The 20,730-nt window shown below is 69.2% G+C and carries 23 protein-coding genes; 2 read left to right on the top strand and 21 right to left on the bottom strand.

What is annotated here, in order from left to right; translation table 11 throughout:
• The first annotated feature begins 75 nt into the window (after positions 1 to 75).
• Positions 76 to 714 (top strand): DedA family protein, encoded by a 639-nt coding sequence (locus AC1RTO_RS14995; protein ID WP_493161588.1) that lies wholly within the window; start codon positions 76 to 78, stop codon positions 712 to 714.
• Here the strand turns inward: AC1RTO_RS14995 and AC1RTO_RS14990 are convergent.
• The 13 genes from AC1RTO_RS14990 to AC1RTO_RS14930 all read right to left on the bottom strand — a co-directional run bounded on the left by AC1RTO_RS14990 (position 705) and on the right by AC1RTO_RS14930 (position 10,161).
• The gene (locus tag AC1RTO_RS14990) at positions 705 to 2,093 is read right to left on the bottom strand and encodes a hypothetical protein (protein WP_493161587.1); all 1,389 of its coding nucleotides are present in this window, start codon (positions 2,091 to 2,093) and stop codon (positions 705 to 707) included. The genes AC1RTO_RS14995 and AC1RTO_RS14990 overlap by 10 nt on opposite strands.
• A 22-nt stretch (positions 2,094 to 2,115) precedes the next feature.
• The gene (locus tag AC1RTO_RS14985; protein ID WP_493161586.1) at positions 2,116 to 2,616 is read right to left on the bottom strand and encodes a DUF2306 domain-containing protein; all 501 of its coding nucleotides are present in this window, start codon (positions 2,614 to 2,616) and stop codon (positions 2,116 to 2,118) included.
• Between the two features lie 73 nt (positions 2,617 to 2,689).
• Complete coding sequence (locus tag AC1RTO_RS14980; protein ID WP_493161585.1) at positions 2,690 to 3,184, bottom strand: hypothetical protein; 495 nt, start codon at positions 3,182 to 3,184, stop codon at positions 2,690 to 2,692.
• Between the two features lie 11 nt (positions 3,185 to 3,195).
• Entirely contained in the window at positions 3,196 to 3,732 is a 537-nt protein-coding gene (locus tag AC1RTO_RS14975) for a demethoxyubiquinone hydroxylase family protein (protein ID WP_493161584.1), read from the bottom strand.
• The gene (locus tag AC1RTO_RS14970; protein ID WP_293872587.1) at positions 3,729 to 4,223 is read right to left on the bottom strand and encodes a disulfide bond formation protein B; all 495 of its coding nucleotides are present in this window, start codon (positions 4,221 to 4,223) and stop codon (positions 3,729 to 3,731) included. The genes AC1RTO_RS14975 and AC1RTO_RS14970 overlap by 4 nt, the downstream gene beginning before the upstream one ends.
• Positions 4,220 to 5,554 (bottom strand): S41 family peptidase, encoded by a 1,335-nt coding sequence (locus AC1RTO_RS14965; protein ID WP_493161583.1) that lies wholly within the window; start codon positions 5,552 to 5,554, stop codon positions 4,220 to 4,222. Before AC1RTO_RS14965 ends, AC1RTO_RS14970 begins: the two co-directional genes overlap by 4 nt.
• A gap of 110 nt (positions 5,555 to 5,664) precedes the next feature.
• Positions 5,665 to 6,858, bottom strand: a complete 1,194-nt coding sequence (locus AC1RTO_RS14960) for a murein hydrolase activator EnvC family protein (protein WP_493161582.1) — start codon at positions 6,856 to 6,858, stop codon at positions 5,665 to 5,667.
• Positions 6,859 to 6,890: 32 nt separating this feature from the next.
• Positions 6,891 to 7,313, bottom strand: a complete 423-nt coding sequence (locus AC1RTO_RS14955) for a 23S rRNA (pseudouridine(1915)-N(3))-methyltransferase RlmH (RefSeq protein ID WP_293872644.1) — start codon at positions 7,311 to 7,313, stop codon at positions 6,891 to 6,893.
• Position 7,314: 1 nt separating this feature from the next.
• Positions 7,315 to 7,725, bottom strand: coding sequence for a ribosome silencing factor (rsfS, locus tag AC1RTO_RS14950; RefSeq protein WP_493161581.1), 411 nt, complete (start codon positions 7,723 to 7,725; stop codon positions 7,315 to 7,317).
• Positions 7,715 to 8,335 (bottom strand): nicotinate-nucleotide adenylyltransferase, encoded by a 621-nt coding sequence (locus AC1RTO_RS14945; RefSeq protein WP_493161580.1) that lies wholly within the window; start codon positions 8,333 to 8,335, stop codon positions 7,715 to 7,717. Before AC1RTO_RS14945 ends, rsfS begins: the two co-directional genes overlap by 11 nt.
• Positions 8,332 to 8,619 (bottom strand): type II toxin-antitoxin system RelE/ParE family toxin, encoded by a 288-nt coding sequence (locus AC1RTO_RS14940; protein WP_493161579.1) that lies wholly within the window; start codon positions 8,617 to 8,619, stop codon positions 8,332 to 8,334. Before AC1RTO_RS14940 ends, AC1RTO_RS14945 begins: the two co-directional genes overlap by 4 nt.
• Entirely contained in the window at positions 8,616 to 8,870 is a 255-nt protein-coding gene (locus AC1RTO_RS14935) for a CopG family ribbon-helix-helix protein (protein WP_493161578.1), read from the bottom strand. The genes AC1RTO_RS14940 and AC1RTO_RS14935 overlap by 4 nt, the downstream gene beginning before the upstream one ends.
• A gap of 31 nt (positions 8,871 to 8,901) precedes the next feature.
• Positions 8,902 to 10,161, bottom strand: coding sequence for a glutamate-5-semialdehyde dehydrogenase (locus AC1RTO_RS14930; RefSeq protein WP_493161577.1), 1,260 nt, complete (start codon positions 10,159 to 10,161; stop codon positions 8,902 to 8,904).
• A 62-nt stretch (positions 10,162 to 10,223) separates the two neighbouring features.
• On the opposite strand from AC1RTO_RS14930, the gene AC1RTO_RS14925 reads away from it, so the two are divergent.
• On the top strand, positions 10,224 to 11,294 hold the full coding sequence (locus tag AC1RTO_RS14925; protein WP_493161576.1) for a DUF3667 domain-containing protein: 1,071 nt from the start codon (positions 10,224 to 10,226) through the stop codon (positions 11,292 to 11,294).
• Between the two features lie 150 nt (positions 11,295 to 11,444).
• On the opposite strand, the gene AC1RTO_RS14920 is transcribed toward AC1RTO_RS14925, so the two are convergent.
• The 8 genes from AC1RTO_RS14920 to AC1RTO_RS14885 all read right to left on the bottom strand — a co-directional run bounded on the left by AC1RTO_RS14920 (position 11,445) and on the right by AC1RTO_RS14885 (position 20,726).
• On the bottom strand, positions 11,445 to 11,825 hold the full coding sequence (locus tag AC1RTO_RS14920; protein ID WP_493161575.1) for a hypothetical protein: 381 nt from the start codon (positions 11,823 to 11,825) through the stop codon (positions 11,445 to 11,447).
• A 78-nt stretch (positions 11,826 to 11,903) separates the two neighbouring features.
• Positions 11,904 to 13,886, bottom strand: coding sequence for an ATP-dependent zinc metalloprotease FtsH (gene ftsH / locus AC1RTO_RS14915; protein WP_493161574.1), 1,983 nt, complete (start codon positions 13,884 to 13,886; stop codon positions 11,904 to 11,906).
• A gap of 103 nt (positions 13,887 to 13,989) precedes the next feature.
• Entirely contained in the window at positions 13,990 to 15,003 is a 1,014-nt protein-coding gene (gene tilS, locus AC1RTO_RS14910) for a tRNA lysidine(34) synthetase TilS (protein ID WP_493161573.1), read from the bottom strand.
• Positions 14,966 to 15,931, bottom strand: a complete 966-nt coding sequence (locus tag AC1RTO_RS14905) for a hypothetical protein (RefSeq protein WP_493161572.1) — start codon at positions 15,929 to 15,931, stop codon at positions 14,966 to 14,968. The genes tilS and AC1RTO_RS14905 overlap by 38 nt, the downstream gene beginning before the upstream one ends.
• Positions 15,932 to 16,007: 76 nt before the next feature.
• On the bottom strand, positions 16,008 to 16,967 hold the full coding sequence (locus AC1RTO_RS14900) for a helix-turn-helix domain-containing protein (RefSeq protein ID WP_493161571.1): 960 nt from the start codon (positions 16,965 to 16,967) through the stop codon (positions 16,008 to 16,010).
• A gap of 98 nt (positions 16,968 to 17,065) precedes the next feature.
• On the bottom strand, positions 17,066 to 19,339 hold the full coding sequence (ptsP, locus tag AC1RTO_RS14895) for a phosphoenolpyruvate--protein phosphotransferase (protein WP_493161570.1): 2,274 nt from the start codon (positions 19,337 to 19,339) through the stop codon (positions 17,066 to 17,068).
• A gap of 71 nt (positions 19,340 to 19,410) precedes the next feature.
• Positions 19,411 to 20,436, bottom strand: a complete 1,026-nt coding sequence (gene ruvB / locus AC1RTO_RS14890) for a Holliday junction branch migration DNA helicase RuvB (RefSeq protein ID WP_493161569.1) — start codon at positions 20,434 to 20,436, stop codon at positions 19,411 to 19,413.
• Complete coding sequence (locus tag AC1RTO_RS14885) at positions 20,433 to 20,726, bottom strand: type II toxin-antitoxin system RelE/ParE family toxin (protein ID WP_493161568.1); 294 nt, start codon at positions 20,724 to 20,726, stop codon at positions 20,433 to 20,435. Before AC1RTO_RS14885 ends, ruvB begins: the two co-directional genes overlap by 4 nt.
• Positions 20,727 to 20,730 lie beyond the last annotated feature (4 nt).

The following is a 20,730-nucleotide window of genomic DNA, read 5'->3' as shown; positions in this document are numbered from 1 at the left end:
GACGCGGCGCCCCGGTTCCCTTCTCCCCCTCTTCCCCCTTCCCTAACGGCGCGGGATCGGCCAAGCCCCACGCCCATGTTCGAGAAGATCCTGGGCGTCCTCGCCACCTTCACCATCTGGGTGATCTCCAGCGGCGGCTATGTCGGCATTGCCATCCTGATGGCGATCGAGAGCGCATGCATCCCGCTGCCGTCCGAGATCATCATGCCGTTCGCCGGCTATCTGGTTTCGACCGGCCGGTTCGACCTGTATCTGGCGGCGACCGCCGGCGCGATCGGCTGCAACCTCGGCTCGATCGTCGCCTATGAAGTGGGCAAGCGCGGCGGCCGGCCGATGGCCGAACGCTGGGGCCGCTACGTGCTGATCGGGCCGGGCGAACTCGACGCGGCGGACCGCTTCTTCGCGCGCTGGGGCTCGGCGGCGGTGCTGATCGGCCGCCTGCTGCCGGTGATCCGCAGCTTCATCGCCTTCCCCGCCGGCGTCGCCCGCATGCGACTGGTGCCGTTCCATGTCTATACCTTCATCGGCAGCTGGCCGTGGTGCTTCGGCCTCGCCTGGGTCGGCATGAAACTCGGCGACAAATGGAACAGCGACCCCCGCGTCAAGGCCGCCTTTCATCAGGCGGACCTGCTGATCGGCGTCGTCCTCGTCGCCCTCGTCGCCTTCTACATCTGGCACCGCGTCCGCGGGTTGAAGCGCGCGCCTCACGCCTGAGGGGTGCGCACCCGGTCAACCAGCCACGCCATGGTCGGCAGGGCGATCGCCACCCACCATGTGAATCCCGCCCAAGACGTCCAGCCGAACCATTCATTCGCTACCGCATGCAGATTGCCGTCGGCGAAACTGCCCGCAATTACCGATTGCCACACCGGAAATGCGGTAAGCGGCGGCGCGAAGATGTCCGCCGCGGTGATGGCCGCATTGATGGCAATCGAGAGCGCCAGCACCAGCGTCATCGCCACACGCGCGCCGCGGCGTTTAGCGCGCATCCACTCCGCCCCCAGCCCCAGCGCCAGAGGCGCGACGGCAGGCATCGCGAAGCGCGGCCCGGTGGTGTTGCCGCCGGTCCAATAGACATAGGCCGCGTTGACCAGCAAAACGATGGACGCGCTTAGCGCGGCCACCAGTGCGACGTCGCGCATCCGCGCGTCGCGCAGCCAGAACGACAGGCCGATCGGTGCCATCACCAATACGGGTGCCACCCAGATCAATCCCAGTCGAAAGCTGAACAGGATCGAGTAGAGGGCATGTGGACGTGGCGTCCCCAGTCCGAACAGGCCCTGATGCATCCCCTCCCATCCGACGACGCCAGAATAGCCCACACGAAACGGCGTACCGAATGCGAGTATGTTGTACAGCCCAAGCGGCACCACGGCTGCGAAGCCAGCGGCCAGTGCGGCAATGACAAGGCGCCAGCTATCGGGTTGCCGGCGGACGCGCCATAGCGCCCAGAACGCGATCACAGCGCCGGCGAGCACTGCCTGATGCTCGACCACCACCGCCCAACCGAGGCTGGCGCCCGCAACCAGCGCATGACCAAAGCCGCCTCCGCGCTCTTGAGTACCACGCCAGATCGCCCATAGCGCAATGGCGTAGCAATCGGCGACGACCGCATGGCCGAGCAGGGTCGTCGACCAGCCCCAGATCGGCGTACCCAGCGCATAGCCCAACGCTGCAAACAGACCTGCGCCTGCGCTGCCGGTCAGGCCCAGCACCATGTCGAACAGCAGGACCGCCGCCAGCGCCGTCAGTATCGCGGGGCCGGTCGCCACCGCAAGCCGCGTCCGCAAGCGCAGGAATCGTTCGAACGCAGGTCCCGCCGGCGCCGCGCCGAAGTCGGCGCTGCGCTCTCCGCTCGCTACGTTAGCCAGCCACACAGCCGGCAGTGCCATCAGCGTCATGCCCGGCGCCTTGTCGAGATAGGCGTGACCGTCGAACACCGCCTTGTCGATCGTCAGCGGCGCGAATTCGTCGATCGTCGCGTCGCCGTCCTCGACCAGGCTGACCGCCGCAAACATGCGGGTAGAGGTGTTGGGATTGAGCTCCCATGATCCGAACCACGCGCAGCTGAACCACACCAGCGCGAACAGCATGATACGGACGGCCCGCATGGGGTCAGCCGAACAGCCATTGGCCGAGCAGCCGGTCGAACGGGAAGGTGAAGAAGCCCGCGATCAGCAACGCGCCGGTGACGAGCCCGCGCACGCTGCGCCGATGCCGCGCGACCTGATGCGTGCGGGCGGTATGCCACAGGATCGGCGCCTGGATCAGCACCCAGACCGACAGGATATGGATCGGGCCGAACCCGCCCGCCCGGCTGAGGCGGATCCCGAACGACAGCGCCGCGGTCAGCAGCATCGCGATCACCCAGATCGTCCCGAGCACCCGGTGGCGCCGGTCGCCGCGACGGCCAAACAAAATGACCGGGGTCAGCACGAGCGCGACCAAAATCGTGGCGATATGCGCCCAGACGAACGGTGGTACCGCATGCCAGTGCGCGTGCCCCCGCAGCAGCGCGGCGACGACGGCGACGATCAGCACCGTTGCCGCCACAGCGAGCCCGCGTTCATAGCCATCGACCGCGATCGGCTTCGTCGCCGCCGCGGACCCTGTCATCACCGTCGCCATCGATCCCCCGATCCGTGTCCCCGTCGGCTCACGCTATCGTATCGGGTCCGGCATGCAAGCGTCAGGGGACGCGCGCTTCCTCGACCTTGCGCGCCTTGTTCTCCTTGCGCGCAGCGCGGGCGTTCTGGAGGAAGCAGCCGGTCTGGCCGCCCGCCCCGACGGTGGAGCAGCTGCCGGTGCTGTTCGCGCCGACGCCCGCGTCGAGCGTGCCCTGCGCACGCGCCGCCCAGCTTTCGTTCTGCGGCGTCACCGCGAATTCGCGTAATTCCTTGGGAACGCGATATTGCTCGCGCGCGCTGCGGCGTTCGCAGATGACGATCTCGTCGCCGTCATTGTTGGTCGGACAGCGTTCGTTGCCGTAGAGGACGAGCACGCCGTTGACCGGCGCGCGCTTGGCGACCTCGCCCTGGCTGCCGATGACGACGGGTTTGGCCGCGCCGGGCAACGCCGGCGTCTGGGTGACCTGCGCCGCCTGCGGGGTCGCATGCGGAACCGGTTGCTGGGCCAGCACGGGGCCGGCCGTCAGCATCAGCGCGGTCGCGATGATCGTACGCATCGTCACTCCTCTCAAATCCTCTTCGCAGCCGCGATCGCGACCTTGCAGCCCAGCCGGATGAGGCCGCTGAGCACCGGATAGCCGACCGCCTGCTCCGCACCATTGGCGAGTGCGTGGTCGCGATGTTCCAGCTCTTCCGCCTGGAAATCGGCGATCGCGTCGGACAGTTCGGGGTCGCTGCTGCCGAGTTCGTCGCGCTGCGCCTGATAATGTTTGTCGATCTCCGTCTCCACCGCCGCGGTGCAGGCCATCGCGGCATTGGGGCCGATCGCCGCGGTGATCGCGCCGAGCGCGAAGCCGGCCTTGTCCCAGAACGGCTGGAAGAGCGTCGGGCGGACGCCGCGCCGGACGATCATCGCATCGAAAAAGGCGCGATGCCGTTCCTCCTGCGCCGCCATGTGATGGATCGCACGCGCGGCGGGGTGCCGGTCGCCGAACACCGCCAGCTGCCCGGCATAGATGCGCGTCGCGCCATATTCGCCGGCCTGATCGACGCGGATCATCGCCTGCGTCGGTTCGCGCCGGTCGCCCGGTTTCCAGCGGCTCATCGGGATGTCCTCATCCACCACAAGATAAGACCCGCGCCGCCGAGCGAAAGGATCGCGTTGAACCCGGCGAGCGAAATTCCGGCCAGCGACCATTGCGCCACGTCGCAGCGGACCACCGGCGCGCGCATCAGCGCGTCCAGCCGCGCTTCAGGACCGAGGCCGCGCAGGTCCACCGTCTGGGTGCAGGCGGTGAAGCCGTTCCACCAATGATATTCGACGCCGGCATGCGCGACGCCGATCGCGCCCGACACGGCGATCAGCAGCGCGGCGAGGATGACGAACGCCTTGGCGATGCTCCGCTGCGGCACGACGAACGCCAGCAATGCGAAGGGCAGCGCGGCATAATGCGGCCAGCGCTGCCAGTGGCACATCTCGCAGGGAAAGAGATGCCCGATCAGCTGCGATCCCCACGCGCCGGCCAGCAGCGCAGCGGGAAGCAGCAGCGCCAGCCAGCGCGCGCGGCGCTCGGCAGCGGTCAGCGGGCGGCTCACTTGACCTTCGGCTTCGTCGCGGCGGCGACCTGTGCCGCACCACCCAGGCGGGCGACCGTCTTCAGCGCATAGTAAAGCTGGAAGTCCTCGATGCCCTGTTTCTTGAGCTGGTCGGGCGTCATCGCGAAGCGCGGATCGTCCTTGGTGTCTTCCTCGAGCACCTTGTTGTCCGCCTTGACCTCGTTGATGAGGTGGCGGCGCAGGTCGGCTTCGCGGAAGACCGGGCGGGTCTTGAAATCGGGGTCGCTGATCTGCGGCACGCGGATGTCGGGTTCGATCCCGCCCTCCTGCACGCTGCGTCCCGACGGCGTATAGTAACGCGCGGTGGTCAGCCGCAGCGCGGTCTGCGGGCCGAGCTGCAGCAGGGTCTGTACCGATCCCTTGCCGAAGCTGCGCTCGCCCATCACCAGCGCGCGGTGGTGATCCTGCAGCGCGCCGGCGACGATCTCGGATGCCGACGCCGTGCCGGGATTGGTCAGCACGACCACCGGCAATCCATGCGCATCGTCGCCCGACTTGGCGAAATAGCGCTCGATATCCGCCTTCTCGCGGCCCCGCTGCGAGACGATCTCGCCGTGGTCCAGGAAAGCGTCGCTGACTGCGATCGCCTGCGTCAGCAACCCGCCGCCATTGTCGCGCAGGTCGACGACATAGCCCAAAGGCCGATGGCCGAGGCTCTTGTCGATCGCCATGATCGCGGCGCGGGTGTCGGCACCGGTGCTTTCGGAGAAGGTGTTGATGTTGATGTAGCCGACGTCGCCGCGGACTTCCCATTTCACCGGCTTCTGGATGATGATCTCGCGATTCATCGTCACCTCGACCGGCTTGTCCTGGCCGGGGCGGACCAGCGTCAGGCTGATTTTGGTGCCGGGCTTGCCGCGCATCAGTCCGATCGCCTCGTCCAGCGTCTCGCCGTAGATCAGCTTGCCGTCGATATGCGTGATATAGTCGCCCGACTTCACGCCGGCGCGATAGGCGGGGGTATCCTCCTGCGGCGCCACCACCTTGACCGCGCCGTCCTCCATCTGGACGGTGAGGCCGAGGCCGCCGTAATTGCCCTCGGTCTGGATGCGCAGATTGTCGTAGTCGAGCGCGTCGACATAGCTCGAATGCGGGTCGAGACTGGACAGCATGCCCTGGATCGCGCCCTTGATGAGCTTCTGGTCGTCGACCTTGTCGACATAGTCCGCCTTGATCCGGTTAAAGACGTCGAGGAACTGGTCGAATTCGCGATAGGTATCGGTGTCCACCGCGGCCATCGCCTGCGTCGCGAGCGGGATCAGGGACAGCGAGCCGAGGATTGCGGTCGCGGTAAGCAGCGGACGGGCCATCGAACATCCTGAAGGCGGGAAAACTCTGGGGGTTTAGCCTCTTTATCGACGCGGAGCAAAGCGCAGCGACGCTGAATGCAGGCTGACCCGACGAGGGGTCCCGTTCCCGCTCAGCCGAGTAGCGCGGCGATGTCCATCGGCCGGCCGCGACGGCGCAGTTCGACCGTCACGTGCGGATCCTCGCCCCCGCCCGCCACGCCGATCGGCTCCCCCGCCGCCACGCGCTGCCCGCGCGCGACGCCGGCCCGCCCGAGCCCGGTGACGAGCGTCGTCCAGCCGTCGGCATGGTCGATGATGACGATGACGCCATAGCCGCGGAACGCGCGGGCATAACGGATGACGCCGGTCGCCGGCGCGACGACGGGCGCCGCCGCCGCGACCGCGAAGGTCAGCCCGCGCGACCGCACGCCCGAATCGGAGATTTCGTCCAGCCCGGTGACCAGCCGGCCCCGCACCGGCAACCGGTAGACGCCCGCCGAGCGGCGCGGCGCGACCGTTCCGGGCGCGAGCGGCCTCGGCAACGGACCGGGCAGCGTCGCGAGACCGGCCGCGGTCGCCCGCGCCGCATCGCCGCTGTCGAGCAGGTCGACCAGATCCCGCGCGCGCTCGCCGAGCGCCAGCGCCCGGTCCGATTCGCTCATCGCGTTGCGACCCAGCGCCTGACTGCGGCGGCGATGCGTCGCCGCCAGCAGCGCGAGCGCGGTGCGATCCGCCTCCAGCCGCGCGCGGCTGTCCCGCAATGCCACCGCGGCGAGCGCGGCATCCGCCTCCAGCGCACGGGTGCGGGCGATCTGCTGGCGGACCGCCTGCGTCCGTTCGCGGACGATCGGCAGCGCGCCGCCCAGCACCGCGCGAACATGGACGAGATCGTCGACCGACCCGGGCTGCGCGATCGCGACCACCGTCGGGCGGCGTGCGAGCGCGGTCAGCGCGGCGAGCAGGCGCGCGACCGGCGCCTGTGCCACGCCGAGCGCGTGCTGCTGGTCGGCGAGCAGGCCGGCGACGATCGCCTGTCGCGCGCGGGCGGCGGCCAGCGTCGCCTCGGCGGCGGTGACGCGGGCGGCGAGTGCGGCTTCCTCCGCGCGCGCCCTGTCGGCGGCGTCGCGTTCGGCGGTGGCGCGGCGGGCGAGGTCGGCGGCTTTCCGCGTGGCGATCGCGGCGTCGCGCTTGGCGGCGGCGAGGCGCTGACGTTGGTCTGGCGGCGTCTGGCCCTGCGCGGGGAGCGTCAGGGCGAGGAGCGCCAGCGCCGTGCACGCGGTGCGCGTGCCGTCACGCTTCGGCGTCGTCTTTCCCGCTCGCCGCATGTCGCGGGTCCAGGACAGGACCGCCCCCACCGTCACCCCTCCCGATGATAGGGATGGCCCGCGAGGATCGCCGTCGCGCGGAACAGTTGCTCGGCGAGCATCGCCCGGGCGAGCATATGCGGCCAGGTCGCGCGGCCGAACGAGAGGAGCAGGTCCGCCTCCGCCCGCTCGGCGTCGCCGAAGCCGTCCGCCGCGCCGATCATGAAGCGGATTTCCCGCGTGCCGGTGTCGCGCCAGCGTTCCAGCCGGCGCGCGAAGTCGATCGATCCCAGCACCTCGCCCTTTTCGTCGAGCAGGACGCGGACGGTCTGCGGATCGAGCGCGGGTAGCTTGCCGCCGGTATCGGGGAGTTCGGTGACGCGGGTCGGCCAGACGATCCGCTTCAGGTAGCGGTCGACCAGCTCCGATTCGGGCGAGCGCCCGATCCGTCCGCGCGCCACGATGTGGAGGAGAATGTCAGGCCTCGGTCGCGGGCGGGAGCGGCTTGAGCGACGAGGATACGGTATCGCCGAACTGCCACATCCGCTCGAGATTGTAGAAGGTGCGCACTTCGGGCCGGAACAGGTGGACGATGACGTCGTTCGCGTCGATCAGCACCCAGTCGGCGGTCTGCAGGCCCTCGATCCGCACGCTGCGGCCGAATTCCGCCTTGATCTTCTCGGCGAGCTTGTGCGCCATCGACGCGACCTGGCGCGTCGACCGGCCGCTGGCGATGACCATGTGATCGGCGATCGAGGATTTGCCGGCGAGCGGGATCGTGATGACCTCCTCCGCCTGGTCGTCGTCGAGCGACGCCATGATAAGCCGGTGCAAGGCCTCGACTTCGGCCGGGTCGGCCGGTCGAACGGCCTGGGGGTTACTCGCCAAGGTGACTCCTGGGTTGCCGGCCCGGAAAATGCCGGTGCCAGTCGGGATCGGCCGCTCGGGCCGCGGTCGCGGAGGTAGGGTCGGGGCGGAAGCGCAACAGCACGAGTGCCGGCAATCTCCACGTCGTCCAATGCTTCGCCTGACATGCGGGCCGTTGGAAGCGCCGCAGCCAACCCATCGCGACACTCGCGCGGGCCTGACGCTCATACCCCGGACGGGCGATCACCGCAATCGGCATCGTACGCGCGATCCCGCGCCAGTCGCGCCAGCGGTGGAATTGCGCGAGATTGTCCGCCCCCATCAACCAGATGAACTGCCGCTTCGGGTAGCGGCGCTGAAGCTTGCGCAATGTGTCGAGCGTGTAGCGTGTGTGCAGCCGCGCCTCGATATCGCTTGCGCGGATCGGCGCACGGCGCGCCATCCGCCGGGCCGAGGCGAGACGCGCGGCAAGCGGTGCCATGTCGCGTGCCCCCGCCTTCAGCGGGTTGCCGGGCGACACCAGCCACCATGCCTCATCGAGATCGAGCGCGCGGATCGCCGCCAGCGTGATGCCGCGATGACCGCGATGCGCCGGATTGAACGAGCCGCCGAGCAGGCCGGTGGTGGTCATTCGGGTACGACGGCCCAATGGCTGCGATCATAGCGGATCCGTCCGATCTCGATCCCCGATCGCGTCGGACGATAGATCATCAGGTAATGCGTACGCGGAATACGCCATTTCCGCCAACGTCCGGTCATGGGCGACCCCAACGCCGGGAAATCGAGCAGAAAACGCGCCGCAGCGGTGGCTCGATCGATCAGGTCGCGCCCCAGTGCCTCATGATATTGGGCAAGGTACGTTTCCGCTTCGCGAAGATCGACGGTGGCCGTCTGCGTCCATGTCACGCTCTTCATGCAGCGTCGCGCCGATGCCTCCGCACTTCGAACATGGCCTCCACCTCCTCCTGGGTGAAGACGCGGCCAGCCTCGACGTCCGCCTCGGCCGCTGCGAGTGAATCGAGCAGGTCGAGCTCCTCGTCCAGATAGCGTTCCAACGCCCGCGCGATCACCCAGCCACGGGAGCGATCGTAACCGGTGGCGAGGCGATCCATGCGCTGGACAAGCGCATCGTCGATGCGTGCGGTTACGACTGCGGTCTGTGCCATTTCAACAATGTATACATTGTAATTGTGGCAATCAACTGCGCACCTGCCCTGTTCCGCGGCCGACCCATTTGTAGGTCGTCAGTCCCTCCAGCGCGACCGGGCCGCGTGCATGGAGGCGACCGGTGGCGATGCCGATCTCGGCACCCAAGCCGAATTCGCCGCCGTCGGCGAACTGGGTCGAGGCGTTCCACAGTACGATGGCGCTGTCGACGCCGGTGAGGAAGCGTTCGGCGACCGCGTCGTCCGAAGCGACGATCGCGTCGGTGTGGTGCGAGCCGTGACGGGCGATGTGCGCCATGGCCTCGTCGACACCATCGACCAGCGCGACCGAGGCGATGGCGTCGAGATATTCGGTGTCCCAATCCTCGGGCGCCGCCGGGGCGACGCCGGCGAGCGCGACGATGGCGGCGTCGCCGCGAACCTCGCAACCCGCCGCGGCCAGCGCGGCGACCAATGCGCCCGTCTGCGGATAGGCGCGATCGATCAGCAGCGTCTCCATCGACCCGCAGACACCGGTGCGGCGCATCTTGGCATTGACGACGATGGCGTCCGCCATCGCGGGATCGGCGGACGCATCGATATAGACGTGGTTGATGCCGTCGAGATGCGCGAGCACCGGCACCCGCGCCTCGGCCTGGACGCGGGCGACGAGGCTCTTGCCGCCACGCGGGATGATGAGGTCGATCGCGCCCTCCGCGGCCAGCATCGCGCCGACCGCCGCGCGATCGGTGATCGGCACCAGTTGCACCGCGTCGGCGGGCAGGCCGGCATCGGCGAAACCGGCGACCAGCGCGGCGTGGATCGCACGATTGCTGTGCCGCGCCTCCGACCCGCCGCGCAGGATCGCGGCATTGCCCGCCATGACGCACAGCGCCGCGGCGTCGGCGGTGACGTTCGGCCGCGATTCGTAGACGATGCCGATCACGCCGATCGGCACGCGGATGCGCGACAGCAGCAGGCCATTGGGCCGTTCGATCCGGTCGATCGTCCGGCCGACCGGATCGGCGAGGCCGGCGACGTCCTCGACCCCCGCCGCCATGCCCGCAACCCGCGCCGGGTCGAGCTTCAACCGGTCGAGCAGCGCCGCGGTCAGTCCGCTCGCCGCGCCCGCCGCTATGTCGCGGGCGTTGGCTGCGAGGATCTCCGCCTCCGCGGCGCGCAACCGGGTGGCCGCGGCGCGCAGGCCCGCCGCCTTGATGTCGGTCGGCAGTCCGGCGAGCGCGCGTGCGGCGTCGCGGGCGCGGCGGCCCATATCGGCGATCATTTCGGTCGGATTGTCTGCGTCGGCCATGGCATTCATTACCACGTCAAAGCCTCTCGCGCCATGATCGGAGGATTGCTAGGCTCGCGCTTATGTCGGGGGATATCACAGCAGCAGGGGATTTCATCACGGGTGCGCTCGCCGCCCGGTCGGTGGAGCCGCACGCGGGGGAAGGCTCCGGCCAGGCGCATGGGGCCCTGTGCCTCAATTGCGGAACGCGCCTGATCGGGGCGCATTGCCATGCCTGCGGGCAATCGGCGCACGTCCATCGATCGGTCGGCGCAATCGGCCATGAGATCGCGCACGGCGTCTTCCATTTCGAGGGCAAGATCTGGCGGACGCTGCCGATGCTGCTGTGGCGGCCGGGCGACCTGACCCGCCGCTATATCGCGGGCGAGCGGGCGCGGTTCGTGTCGCCGCTGGCGTTGTTCCTGTTCACCGTCTTCCTGATGTTCGCGACGATCAGCGCGCTGGGCGGGGACATCGCCGAGGCGGTGTCGCCCGAATCGATGAGCCGCAACATGGTCGGCTTCGCCCGCGGCGTGGAAAAGGCCGAGGCGGCACTGGAGAAGGCGGAGGGGCAGCGCGCCAAAATGGTCGCGGCGGGCAGGCCGACGGTGGAGATCGACCGCGAGATCACCGCGTTGCGCACCACGCGGGATGCGCTGAAGCAGACGCAGGCGGGCGACACATCGGACACCGATTTCAAGCTGACCACGTTCAAGACCGGCTGGGTGTCGCTCGATCACGGCATCGACAAGGCGAACAAGAATCCCGGCCTCGCGCTCTACAAGCTCCAGACCAGCACGTACAAATACAGCTGGCTGCTGATCCCGATCTCGACGCCGCTCGTCGCGCTGCTGTTCCTGTGGCGGCGGCGGTTCGGGCTGTACGATCATGCGATCTTCGTCACCTACAGCCTCGCCTTCATGATGCTGATGGTCATCGCGCTGATGCTGGCGGGCGTCGTCGGGGTGAGCGCGGGCTGGCTGGTGCTGGCGGTCTATGTGCTGCCGCCGGTGCACATGTTCCGGCAATTGCGCGGCGCCTATTCGCTGCGCAAGCGATCGGCGGCGTGGCGGACCGCGGTCCTGCTCGTCTTCGCCTGGACGGCGCTGTTGCTGTTCCTCGTGCTGCTGACCCTGCACGGGCTGACCGACTGAACCACAACGGACGCGGCACCATGGGCAACATGAACGCCTCGGCGAAACATTCGCTGGCAGGTGTGGCGGCGCCGGCCGGTGCAGGACAGGCCGGGGTGTTTTCCGGCGATCGTCCAGCGGGTTATCCCGGCCGGGGACCAACAGGCGAGATCAGCAGGGGTAGGTCTTGGCCAGCACCTTCGCATAGCCGTCCTTGAGCGGCAGCCGCTTCTCCGCCGGGGACAGCGCGTCGAGGCCGCCGAGCATCTGGAGGATGCCGATCTTTTCGCCATCGGGCATGCAGGCGATCGGGCGCTTGCCCGCGGCGACGCGCGCCGCGCCCTCGGCCCGCAACTGCCGGGTCGCGGCGTCCGCCTCCGCCTTGAGGACCCGATAATCGGGGTTGGTCAGCGCGGTGAACGGATTGGCGCGCAACGGTGCCGCCCGGGTCAGGAAGGTCGCGACCGTCATCGCGGCGGAGGCGGGGGCGGCGATCCCGAGCGAGATCAGGCTGAGGACGATTGCGGGGGCGATCAGGACTTTACGCGACATCGGCGGCACTCCGGGTGGAATGCCGCCAATTAATCGCATCCGGCTGACGGCGCGATGAACCGCGCCGCCGAAAGAGGATCAGGCGCCGAGCGGTGCCGGCGTGCCGAACGGGCCGCCCGGACGACGGGTCTTGGGGATCGAGGTGCCGGCGCGCGGCACGCTCGACTTGGGGCCCGAGGGATCGGGACGACCGATTTCCTCGCCGGCGATCAGCTTCTTGATCTCGTCGCCGGACAGCGTCTCATATTCGAGCAGAGCGCCGGCGAGCAGATGAAGCTGGTCGACATGCTCGGTCAGCAGCTGCTTGGCGCGGGTCAGCCCGCCCTCGACGATGCCCTTGATCTCGTCGTCGATCAGCTGTGCGGTCGCATTCGACATGCGGACCGGCTGCGACGAGGAATAGCCGAGGAAGGATTCGCCCTCCGGTTGGGCATATTCGACCGGACCGACCTTGTCCGACATGCCCCATTTGGTCACCATGTCGCGGGCGAGACCGGTGGCGTACTGGATATCGCCGGACGCGCCGGACGACACCTTGTCGTAGCCGAAGATGATCTCTTCGGCGACGCGGCCGCCCATCGCCACCGCGAGGTTCGCGTACATCTTGTCGCGATGGTAGCTGTAGCTGTCGCGTTCCGGCAGACGCATGACCATGCCGAGCGCACGCCCGCGCGGGATGATCGTCGCCTTGTGGATCGGGTCCGACGCCTGTTCGTGGATCGAGACGATCGCGTGGCCCGCCTCGTGATAGGCGGTCATCCGCTTTTCGTCCTCGGTCATGACCATGGACCGGCGCTCGGCGCCCATCATGACCTTGTCCTTGGCTTCCTCGAACTCGGCCATCGCGACGAGGCGCTTGCCCTTGCGCGCGCCGGTCAGTGCCGCCTCGTTGACGAGGTTGGCGAGATCGGCACCGGAGAAGCCCGGCGTGCCGCGCGCGATGACGCGGGCGTCGACGTCGGGCGCCAGCGGCACCTTCTTCATATGGACTTCGAGGATCTTGATCCGGCCCTCGATATCCGGGCGCGGCACGACGACCTGGCGGTCGAAGCGGCCGGGACGCAGCAAAGCGGGATCGAGCACGTCGGGACGGTTGGTCGCCGCGACGATGATGATGCCCTCGTTGGCCTCGAACCCGTCCATCTCGACCAGCAGCTGGTTGAGCGTCTGTTCGCGTTCGTCGTTGCCGTTGCCGAGGCCGGCGCCGCGATGACGGCCGACCGCGTCGATTTCGTCGATGAAGACGATGCACGGCGCCGACTTCTTTGCCTGTTCGAACATGTCTCGGACGCGCGATGCGCCGACGCCGACGAACATCTCGACGAAGTCCGAGCCCGAGATGGTGAAGAACGGCACGCCCGCCTCACCCGCAATCGCGCGGGCGAGCAGCGTCTTGCCGGTGCCAGGCGAACCGACCAGCAACGCGCCCTTCGGGATCTTGCCGCCGAGGCGCGCGAACTTGGTCGGGTCCTTGAGGAAGTCGACGATCTCGGTCAGTTCCGAGCGCGCCTCGTCGATGCCGGCGACGTCGTCGAAGGTGACCTTGCCTTCCTTCTGCGTCAGCATGCGGGCCCGGCTCTTGCCGAAGCCCATGGCACCGCCACCGGTGTTCTTCTGCATCTGCTTGAGCACGAAGAAGGCGATGCCGAGGAACAGCAGGAACGGCAGCGACTGATAGAGCAGCAGCATCCACATCGACGTGCCCTCGTCGGGCTTGGCCGCGATCGTCACGTTCTTTTCGCGCAGGTGCGGCACCAGCGTCGGGTCCTGGATCGGATAGGTCCGGAACTTGTCGCCGCTGGAATAGGTGCCGGTGATGACGTCGCGGCTGATCGCGACATCCTTCACGGTGCCTTCGTCGACCTGGTCGAGGAACTTCGAATAGGCGACCGTATTGCCGGCGCCGGCGCTGGTGCGGCCGTCGAACATGGTCACGAACAGCGCGAGCGCGAGCAGGATGCCGACCCAGATGAGCAGGCTCTTCATCCAAGGGCTGCCGCCGCCGTTATTGCCGCCGTCGTTCCCGCTGCCGTTCGGGGGCTGCTTGTCGTTGTCGTTCATCCGGCCAAGATAAGCGCATGCGGGTTAATGGCAATGGAACGGACGCCCGGATTCGTGGTGCCCGGCGAGGAATCCGGGCGATTTGGCGAACGCCCGGCGTCGATCAGCCCGAACGGCGCGCCGGGGCGGGGCGGAAGCGCCATGCGCCGCCCTGCGGACCGACTACGACCCCGGCCTGCGTCGCGCGCTTTCCCGCCGCCACCGCGTCGAGCAACGATTCGATATTCGCCGATTCGCTCCACCGGGGCGCGGCGATCCCCGCCGTCTCGATCACCAGCCCGATCGCGCGGCGGGCGAGGCGACGGGTGAGTTCGCGTGGCAGGTCGGCGACGTCGACGCGCACGACCGGACCGGCGATCGTCGCGCGGCTGGACCACAGCCAGTCGACGATCGCGCGGACGTCGCCGTCCGCCTCCGCCAGCGCCGCCGCGGAGCGGGCGATCTGCGGCGGGCCGAGCCATTCGTTGGCGTCGAGCAGGCGGCGGAAGCGGGTGCGGTCATGCGCCGGGTCGAGGTTGGAGGGATCGTCGACGAACGGCACCTCCGCCCGACGGACGATCGCGCGCAGCTCGGCGCGGCGCCAGTCGAGCAGCGGCCGGATCACCGTCACCGCGCCGATCGTCGTGCGCGCCCGCACCCCGGCAAGACCGGCGATGCCCGATCCGCGCGCGGCGCGCATCAGGAAGGTTTCGGCCTGGTCGTCGACGTGATGCGCGGTCGCCAGCGCCTCCGCCGGAATCGCGCGCGCATGGTCGGCGAGCAGGGCGTAGCGGGCGTGGCGCGCCGCCGCCTGGATGCTGGCGCCGGCGATCGGCTGCGCGGGGACGAGCGTCGCATGAGGAACGGCAAGGCGCACGCAATGCGCTGCCACCATCGCCGCCTCCGTCGCGGCGTCCGCGCGCAGCCGGTGATCGACCGTCGCGGCGTGGACGCCGCCCGGGAAGGCGGCGGCGGCGAGCGTCAGCATCGCCATGCTGTCCGGGCCGCCGGACACGGCGACGAGCAGCGCGCCGCGGGGCTCATGCCCCAGCGTGCGGATCAGGTCGTGGCGGAACCGGTCGGCCTGCGCGGCCAGCGGCTCACTTGCACTTGGCGGCGGTACGGCCCTTCTCGACATCGGCCTTCATCTGTCCGGAAACCTTGCTGCCGTAGACGTCGGTGAGCTCGCCGTACACCTTGCACGCATCGGCCGGCTTGTTGAGCTTCATCAGCGCCTGGGCGAGATAATAGAGGCTGTCGGGCGCGCGCTCGCCGTCGGGCATCTTCTTGTAATTGTCGTAGAAGGCCATCGACGCGAGGCTCGGCTTGCCCTCGTCGAGATAGGCGCGACCGAGCAGGTTCTGCGCATAGCTGGCGCGGCGGTGCTTGGGATAGGTGGCGACCACCTTCTTCAGCTGCGCCTCGGCCTGCGGATATTGCTTCGCCGCCCACAGGCGATAGCCGTACAGATATTCGTCCTCGGGCGTGTCGCCGGTCGCGGGCTTGTCGACCTTGGCGCCGGTTACCGGTGCGCTATCCTCCGCGGTGTCGACCACGGTCGCGGGCGTCGCCACCGGGCGGGGCGTCGCGGTGCCGCGTGGCGGCGTCCGGGTCGGGCGCGTCGTCGCGCCGGCCGCCGCCTCGTCCTCGCCGAGCGGCGTCGAGGCGGGGGTGGTCGCCAGCGCCGGCGTCGCGGCGAGGCCGGCGAGCCGCGCATCGGTGCTGCGCTTGTAGGCGTCGAACTGGTCCTGCAGCTGGCGGACCTTGTAGCCCGTCTGCTCGATCTGGTCGGTCATCCCCGCCATCTGCTGCTCCAGCGCGGTGACGCGGCTGGTCAGGTCGGCGACCGCGCTGGTCGCGGGGCTGCCGCCGGCGGCCTGCGGCGTATCGGGCCGCGAGATCTCGGGCTGGAGATACTGGCCGGCGCCGCCCGGAAAGACCTTGCGCTGCACCGCGCGCATCTCGCTTTCGAGCTTGCCGACGCGGCCCTCGACATTGCTCTGCGCCACCGCGGCGACGGGAACCAGAGACGTGGCGGCGGCGAGCGCCCAGATGATCGTACGCATGGTCTTGGGCACCCCCCGGCGCGTGTCAGGTTTACGAAGCGCCGTCATAGCTGCATCCGCCTAGCTGTCGCCAGCCTTAAGGCGCGGAAGAATTGCCCGTCGCCGCCGGTTCCTGCGACGACTGGAGGTTGGCACGCTGCGTCTCGCTGAGCGCCGGACGGCGCTCGCTGCGCGCGGGCCGCGTCGAGGCGGCGCGCGTCGGGGTACGCTCGGCCGTCGCCGCCGCCGGCGTGGCGGCGGCCTCGGGCTGGCCGGCGAGCCGCGCGGCGATCGCCTCGCCGCTGACCCGTACGTCCTTGATCGCGCGCGATCCGTCGCCGAGCGGCGGGATCGCCGAGCCGTTGAGCGTCACCGCGAGCTTGTCCGGGCGGCCGACGTTGATCTTCGGATCGTTGGCGCCGGCCGGGACGGTGAACGTCTCGCCGGGCTTCATCGTGCCGAGATACAGCGTCGCATTGTCGGCGTCGTAGACGCGCAGCCACACCTCGTCGCTGGCGGTCAGCACCACCTGGCCACCGGTCGGCGCCGCCGGGGTGGCGGCGGGCGTCGGCGTCGGGGCGATCGTCTGCGCGACCACCGTCTCGCTGGCGGCGGGCGTGCCGCTGCCCGGCTGGAACAGGCTGGTGCCGTACCACAGGCCGACGAGGATCAGCACCGCGAGCGCGACGCCGACGCCGAGGATCGCCACGCCCCGCGACGGCACGCGGGCGGGATCGGCGGTTTCGTACGGAACATATTCCGGGCGGCGCGGCCCGAGCCGGTCGAGATCGCGCCGCACCTCCTGCGCGATGACGACCTCGTCGATGCCGACCGCGCGGGCATAGGCCTTGGAAAAGCCCATCGCATAGGTCGGCGACGGCAACGCGGCGTAATCGCCCGCCTCCAGCGCCTCCAGATGCCGCTGCGGCACGCGGGTGCGCGCGGCGACTTCCGCCAGACTCAGTCCCCTGCTCTCGCGCGCATCACGCAACCGCTCCCCCGGCCGGGCCGGCGGAACGGTGTTCGGGTTGGGCTGGCCGGGATCGACCTCGTCCATTCGTGTCTCCAAGGGAGTGCTGCGGATCGCTGACGTCGGCGACATTCCCCGATGCCTTGCTGCAAGTCAACGTGAGCGCCGCCCGGTTCGACGGCCTTTCAGGCCAGATCGACGCCGCTTTGCACCGCCCAGTCGGTCAGCGCCCCGCGCATGTCGCGTGGCGGACGCGCGATCAGCTGCGCGACGAAGGCGGTGAGCGCGGCGTGATCGAGGCTGCGGACCATCGCCTTGATCGGGCCGATCGCCGCCGGCGTGATCGACAGGCGGTCGATCCCGAGCCCGATCAGCGCCATCGCCTCGACCGGCCGCCCGCCCATCTCGCCACAGACGGCGAGCGCGACCCCGGCCTCGCGGCACGGCCCGATCACCCGCGACAGGAAGCGCAGGATCGACGGGCTCAGCCAGTCGTAGCGTTCGGCGAGGCGCGGATTGGCGCGATCGGCGGCGAACAGGAATTGCGTCAGGTCGTTGGTGCCGACCGACAGGAAATCGATCTCCGGCAGCAGCAGGTCGAGCTGTTCGGCGAGCGCCGGCACCTCGAGCATCGCGCCATAGCGGATCTCGAGCGGCAGGCGGCGGCCGCGCGCGCCGAGCCACGCCCGCTGCGCCTCGAACAGCGCCTTCGCCTCGGCGAACTCCCACGCCTCCGACACCATCGGGAACATGACGTTGAGCGTGCGGCCCGACGCCGCCTCGATCAGCGCGCGCGCCTGCACCTTCATCAGGCCGTCGCGATCGAGCGCGAGCCGCAACGCGCGCCAGCCCATCGCCGGATTCTCCTCGTCCGCATCCTCCTTGTTGAGATAGGGCAAGGCCTTGTCACCACCGATGTCGACGGTGCGGAAGATCACCGGGCGGTCGCCGGCGGCATCCAGCACCTCCTTGTAGAGGCGCTGCTGGCGTTCGCGCTGCGGCAGCGTCGCCGATACGAGGAACTGGAATTCGGTGCGGAACAGGCCGATCCCGTCCGCGCCGGTGATGTCGAGCGCGGCGACGTCGTCGCGCAGGCCGGCGTTGACCATCAGGGTGACGCGATGGCCGTCCTTCGTCACCGGCGGCACGTCGCGCAGCGCGGCGAAGGCGGCCTTGCGCTTCTGGCGGAGCGCCAGTTTCGATTCGAATGCCTCTTCCATTCCCGACGACGGGCGGACGAAGACGTTGCCCGCGACCGAATCGAGCAGCAGCAGGTCGCCCTCCGCGATCAGCCGGCGGACGTCGCGGACGCGGCCGAGCACCGGCACCCCCATCGCCCGCGCGACGATGGTGACATGCGCGGTCAGCGACCCTTCCTCGAGGATCACCCCCTTCAGCCGGCGCTTGTCATATTCGAGCAGTTCGGCGGGGCCGAGATTGCGCGCGATCAGGATCGTGTCCTGCCGCAAGCCCATCTGCGCCGCCGTCCCCATCTGGCCCGAGACGATGCGGAGCAGCCGGTTGGCGAGATCCTCCAGATCGTGCATCCGGTCGGCGAGCAGCGGATCGTCGATCTGGCGCATGCGCTGGCGCGTGCGCTGCTGGACGCGCTCGATCGCCGCCTCGGCGGTCAGCCCGCTGTCGATCGCCTCGTTGATCCGCCGCGCCCAGCCCTCGTCATAGGCGAACATCTTGTAGGTCTGCAGGACCTCCTCATGCTCGCCGCCGACGCCGAATTCCGCCTCTCGCGTCATCCGGTCGATCTGTTCGCGCATCTTGTCGAACGCGGCATAGACGCGGTGGCGCTCCGCATCGGTATCCTCGGCGACGGTATGTTCGACGACGATCCGCGGCTGGTGGAACACCGCATGGCCCGAGGCCATGCCCTCGACCAGCTTCTGCCCGGGCAGGCGGACCGCGGCGGTCGACTGGGGACGGTTGGTGCCGGCGCCCGCGGCGTCGATCAGCCCGGCGTTGGCGATCAGTTCGGACAGGACCATCGCGACGGTCTGCAACGCCTCGATCTCGACGTCCTGATATTTGCGCTGCTCGCTGTGCTGCACCGCGAGCACCCCGACCGCGCGTTCGCGGCGGATGATCGGCACGCCGGCGAAGCTGTGGTAGCGTTCCTCCCCCGTCTCGGGCTTGTAGGCGAAATCGGGGTGGCTGGCGGCCTCGTCGAGGTTGAGCACCTCGACATCCTCGGCGATCGAACCGACCAGGCCCTCGCCCAGCGCCAGCTTGGTGACGTGCACCGCCGCCTGGTCGAGCCCGCGGGTGGCGAACAGTTCGAGCACGCCCTCGCGCAGCAGATAGATCGAGCAGACCTCGCTATCCATCGCCTCGGCGATGATGCCGACGACGGCGTTCAGCTTCGCCTGCGCCGGGTTGCGGCCGGCCATGACGTCGTGGAGACGGGTGAGGATTTCGCGGGCGGAGGCGGCGGCCGAACTGGGCATGGCGGCAGGGCTAACAGATGCGAGGCCCGGGTGCCACGCAACATTGTGTTGGGGGCGGTATGAAAGTCCGGTCAGGGCGCGTCGAACAGGCCGTCCTGCGATCCGGCGGGCGGATTGAGGCCGAGATGCTTCCAGCCGCCGGCGTTGAGCACGCGGCCGCGCGCGGTGCGCGCGACGAGGCCGAGCTGGATCAAATAGGGTTCGATCACCTCCTCGATCGTGTCGCGCGGTTCGGACAGGCCGGCGGCGAGCGTTTCGACGCCCACCGGCCCGCCGCGGTAGATGTCCGCGATCATGTGGAGGTAGCGCCGGTCCATCGCGTCGAGGCCGAGCGCGTCGACCTCCAGCCGGTTGAGCGCGCGGTCGGCGGCGATGCGATCGACGGTCGGCGTGCCGGCGACATTGGCGAAGTCGCGCACCCGGCGCAGCAGGCGGCCGGCGATGCGCGGGGTGCCGCGCGCGCGACGGGCGATCTCGCTGGCGCCATCGGGGGCGATGCCGAGATCGAGCAGCCCGGCCGCGCGGGTGACGACGCGGGTCAGTTCCTCGACCGTGTAGAATTGCAGGCGGACGGGAATGCCGAAGCGGTCGCGCAGCGGCGTCGTCAGCAAGCCCTGCCGCGTCGTCGCGCCGACCAGCGTGAACTTGGGCAGGTCGATCCGCACGCTGCGCGCCGACGGCCCCTCGCCGATCATCAGGTCGAGCGCGCGATCCTCCATCGCCGGGTACAGCACCTCCTCGACCGCGGGTTGCAGGCGGTGGATCTCGTCGATGAACAGCACGTCGCCGTCCTCGAGATTGGTGAGCAGGGCGGCGAGGTCGCCCGACTTGGCGATCACCGGGCCGGACGTGGCGCGGAAGCCGACGCCCATCTCGCGCGCGATGATCTGCGCCAGCGTCGTCTTGCCGAGCCCCGGCGGGCCGAAGAACAGGACATGGTCGAGCGCATCGCCGCGCTGCCGCGCCGCCTCGATGAACACGCGCAGATTCTCGCGCGCCGCCTGCTGCCCGACGAATTCGTCGAGACTGCGCGGCCGCAGCGCCGCATCGACGTCCTCGGGACGGCGGCTGGCGGTGAGGAGGCGATCGTCGGTCATTGGGTCGTGCCGAACGCGCCCGAAACGTCCCGCGCGTGATGAAGAATACGGACCACGAGCAGATCGTCACCTTCCAGAAGATAATAGATACGATGGGATCGATAGACGATGCTGCGCATACCGATAGCCAGTGCGCTTTCGCTTACCCCCGCATGGGGGCGCTCCGCCAGACGACCGAAGGTTGCGCTCAGGCCTTCGAGATAGTCTCGCGCGACCCGTGCGCCGAACCGCGCCTTGCTGTACGCCCGGATGTCGCGGATATCCTCTCGCGCGGCCGGCGCGGTCCGCAACCTA

The organism is Sphingomonas sp. GW821-FHT10F09 (genome assembly GCF_058809195.1).
The sequence above is the reverse complement of the archived record's forward strand: the minus strand, read 5'-3'. Positions and strand labels throughout refer to the sequence as shown.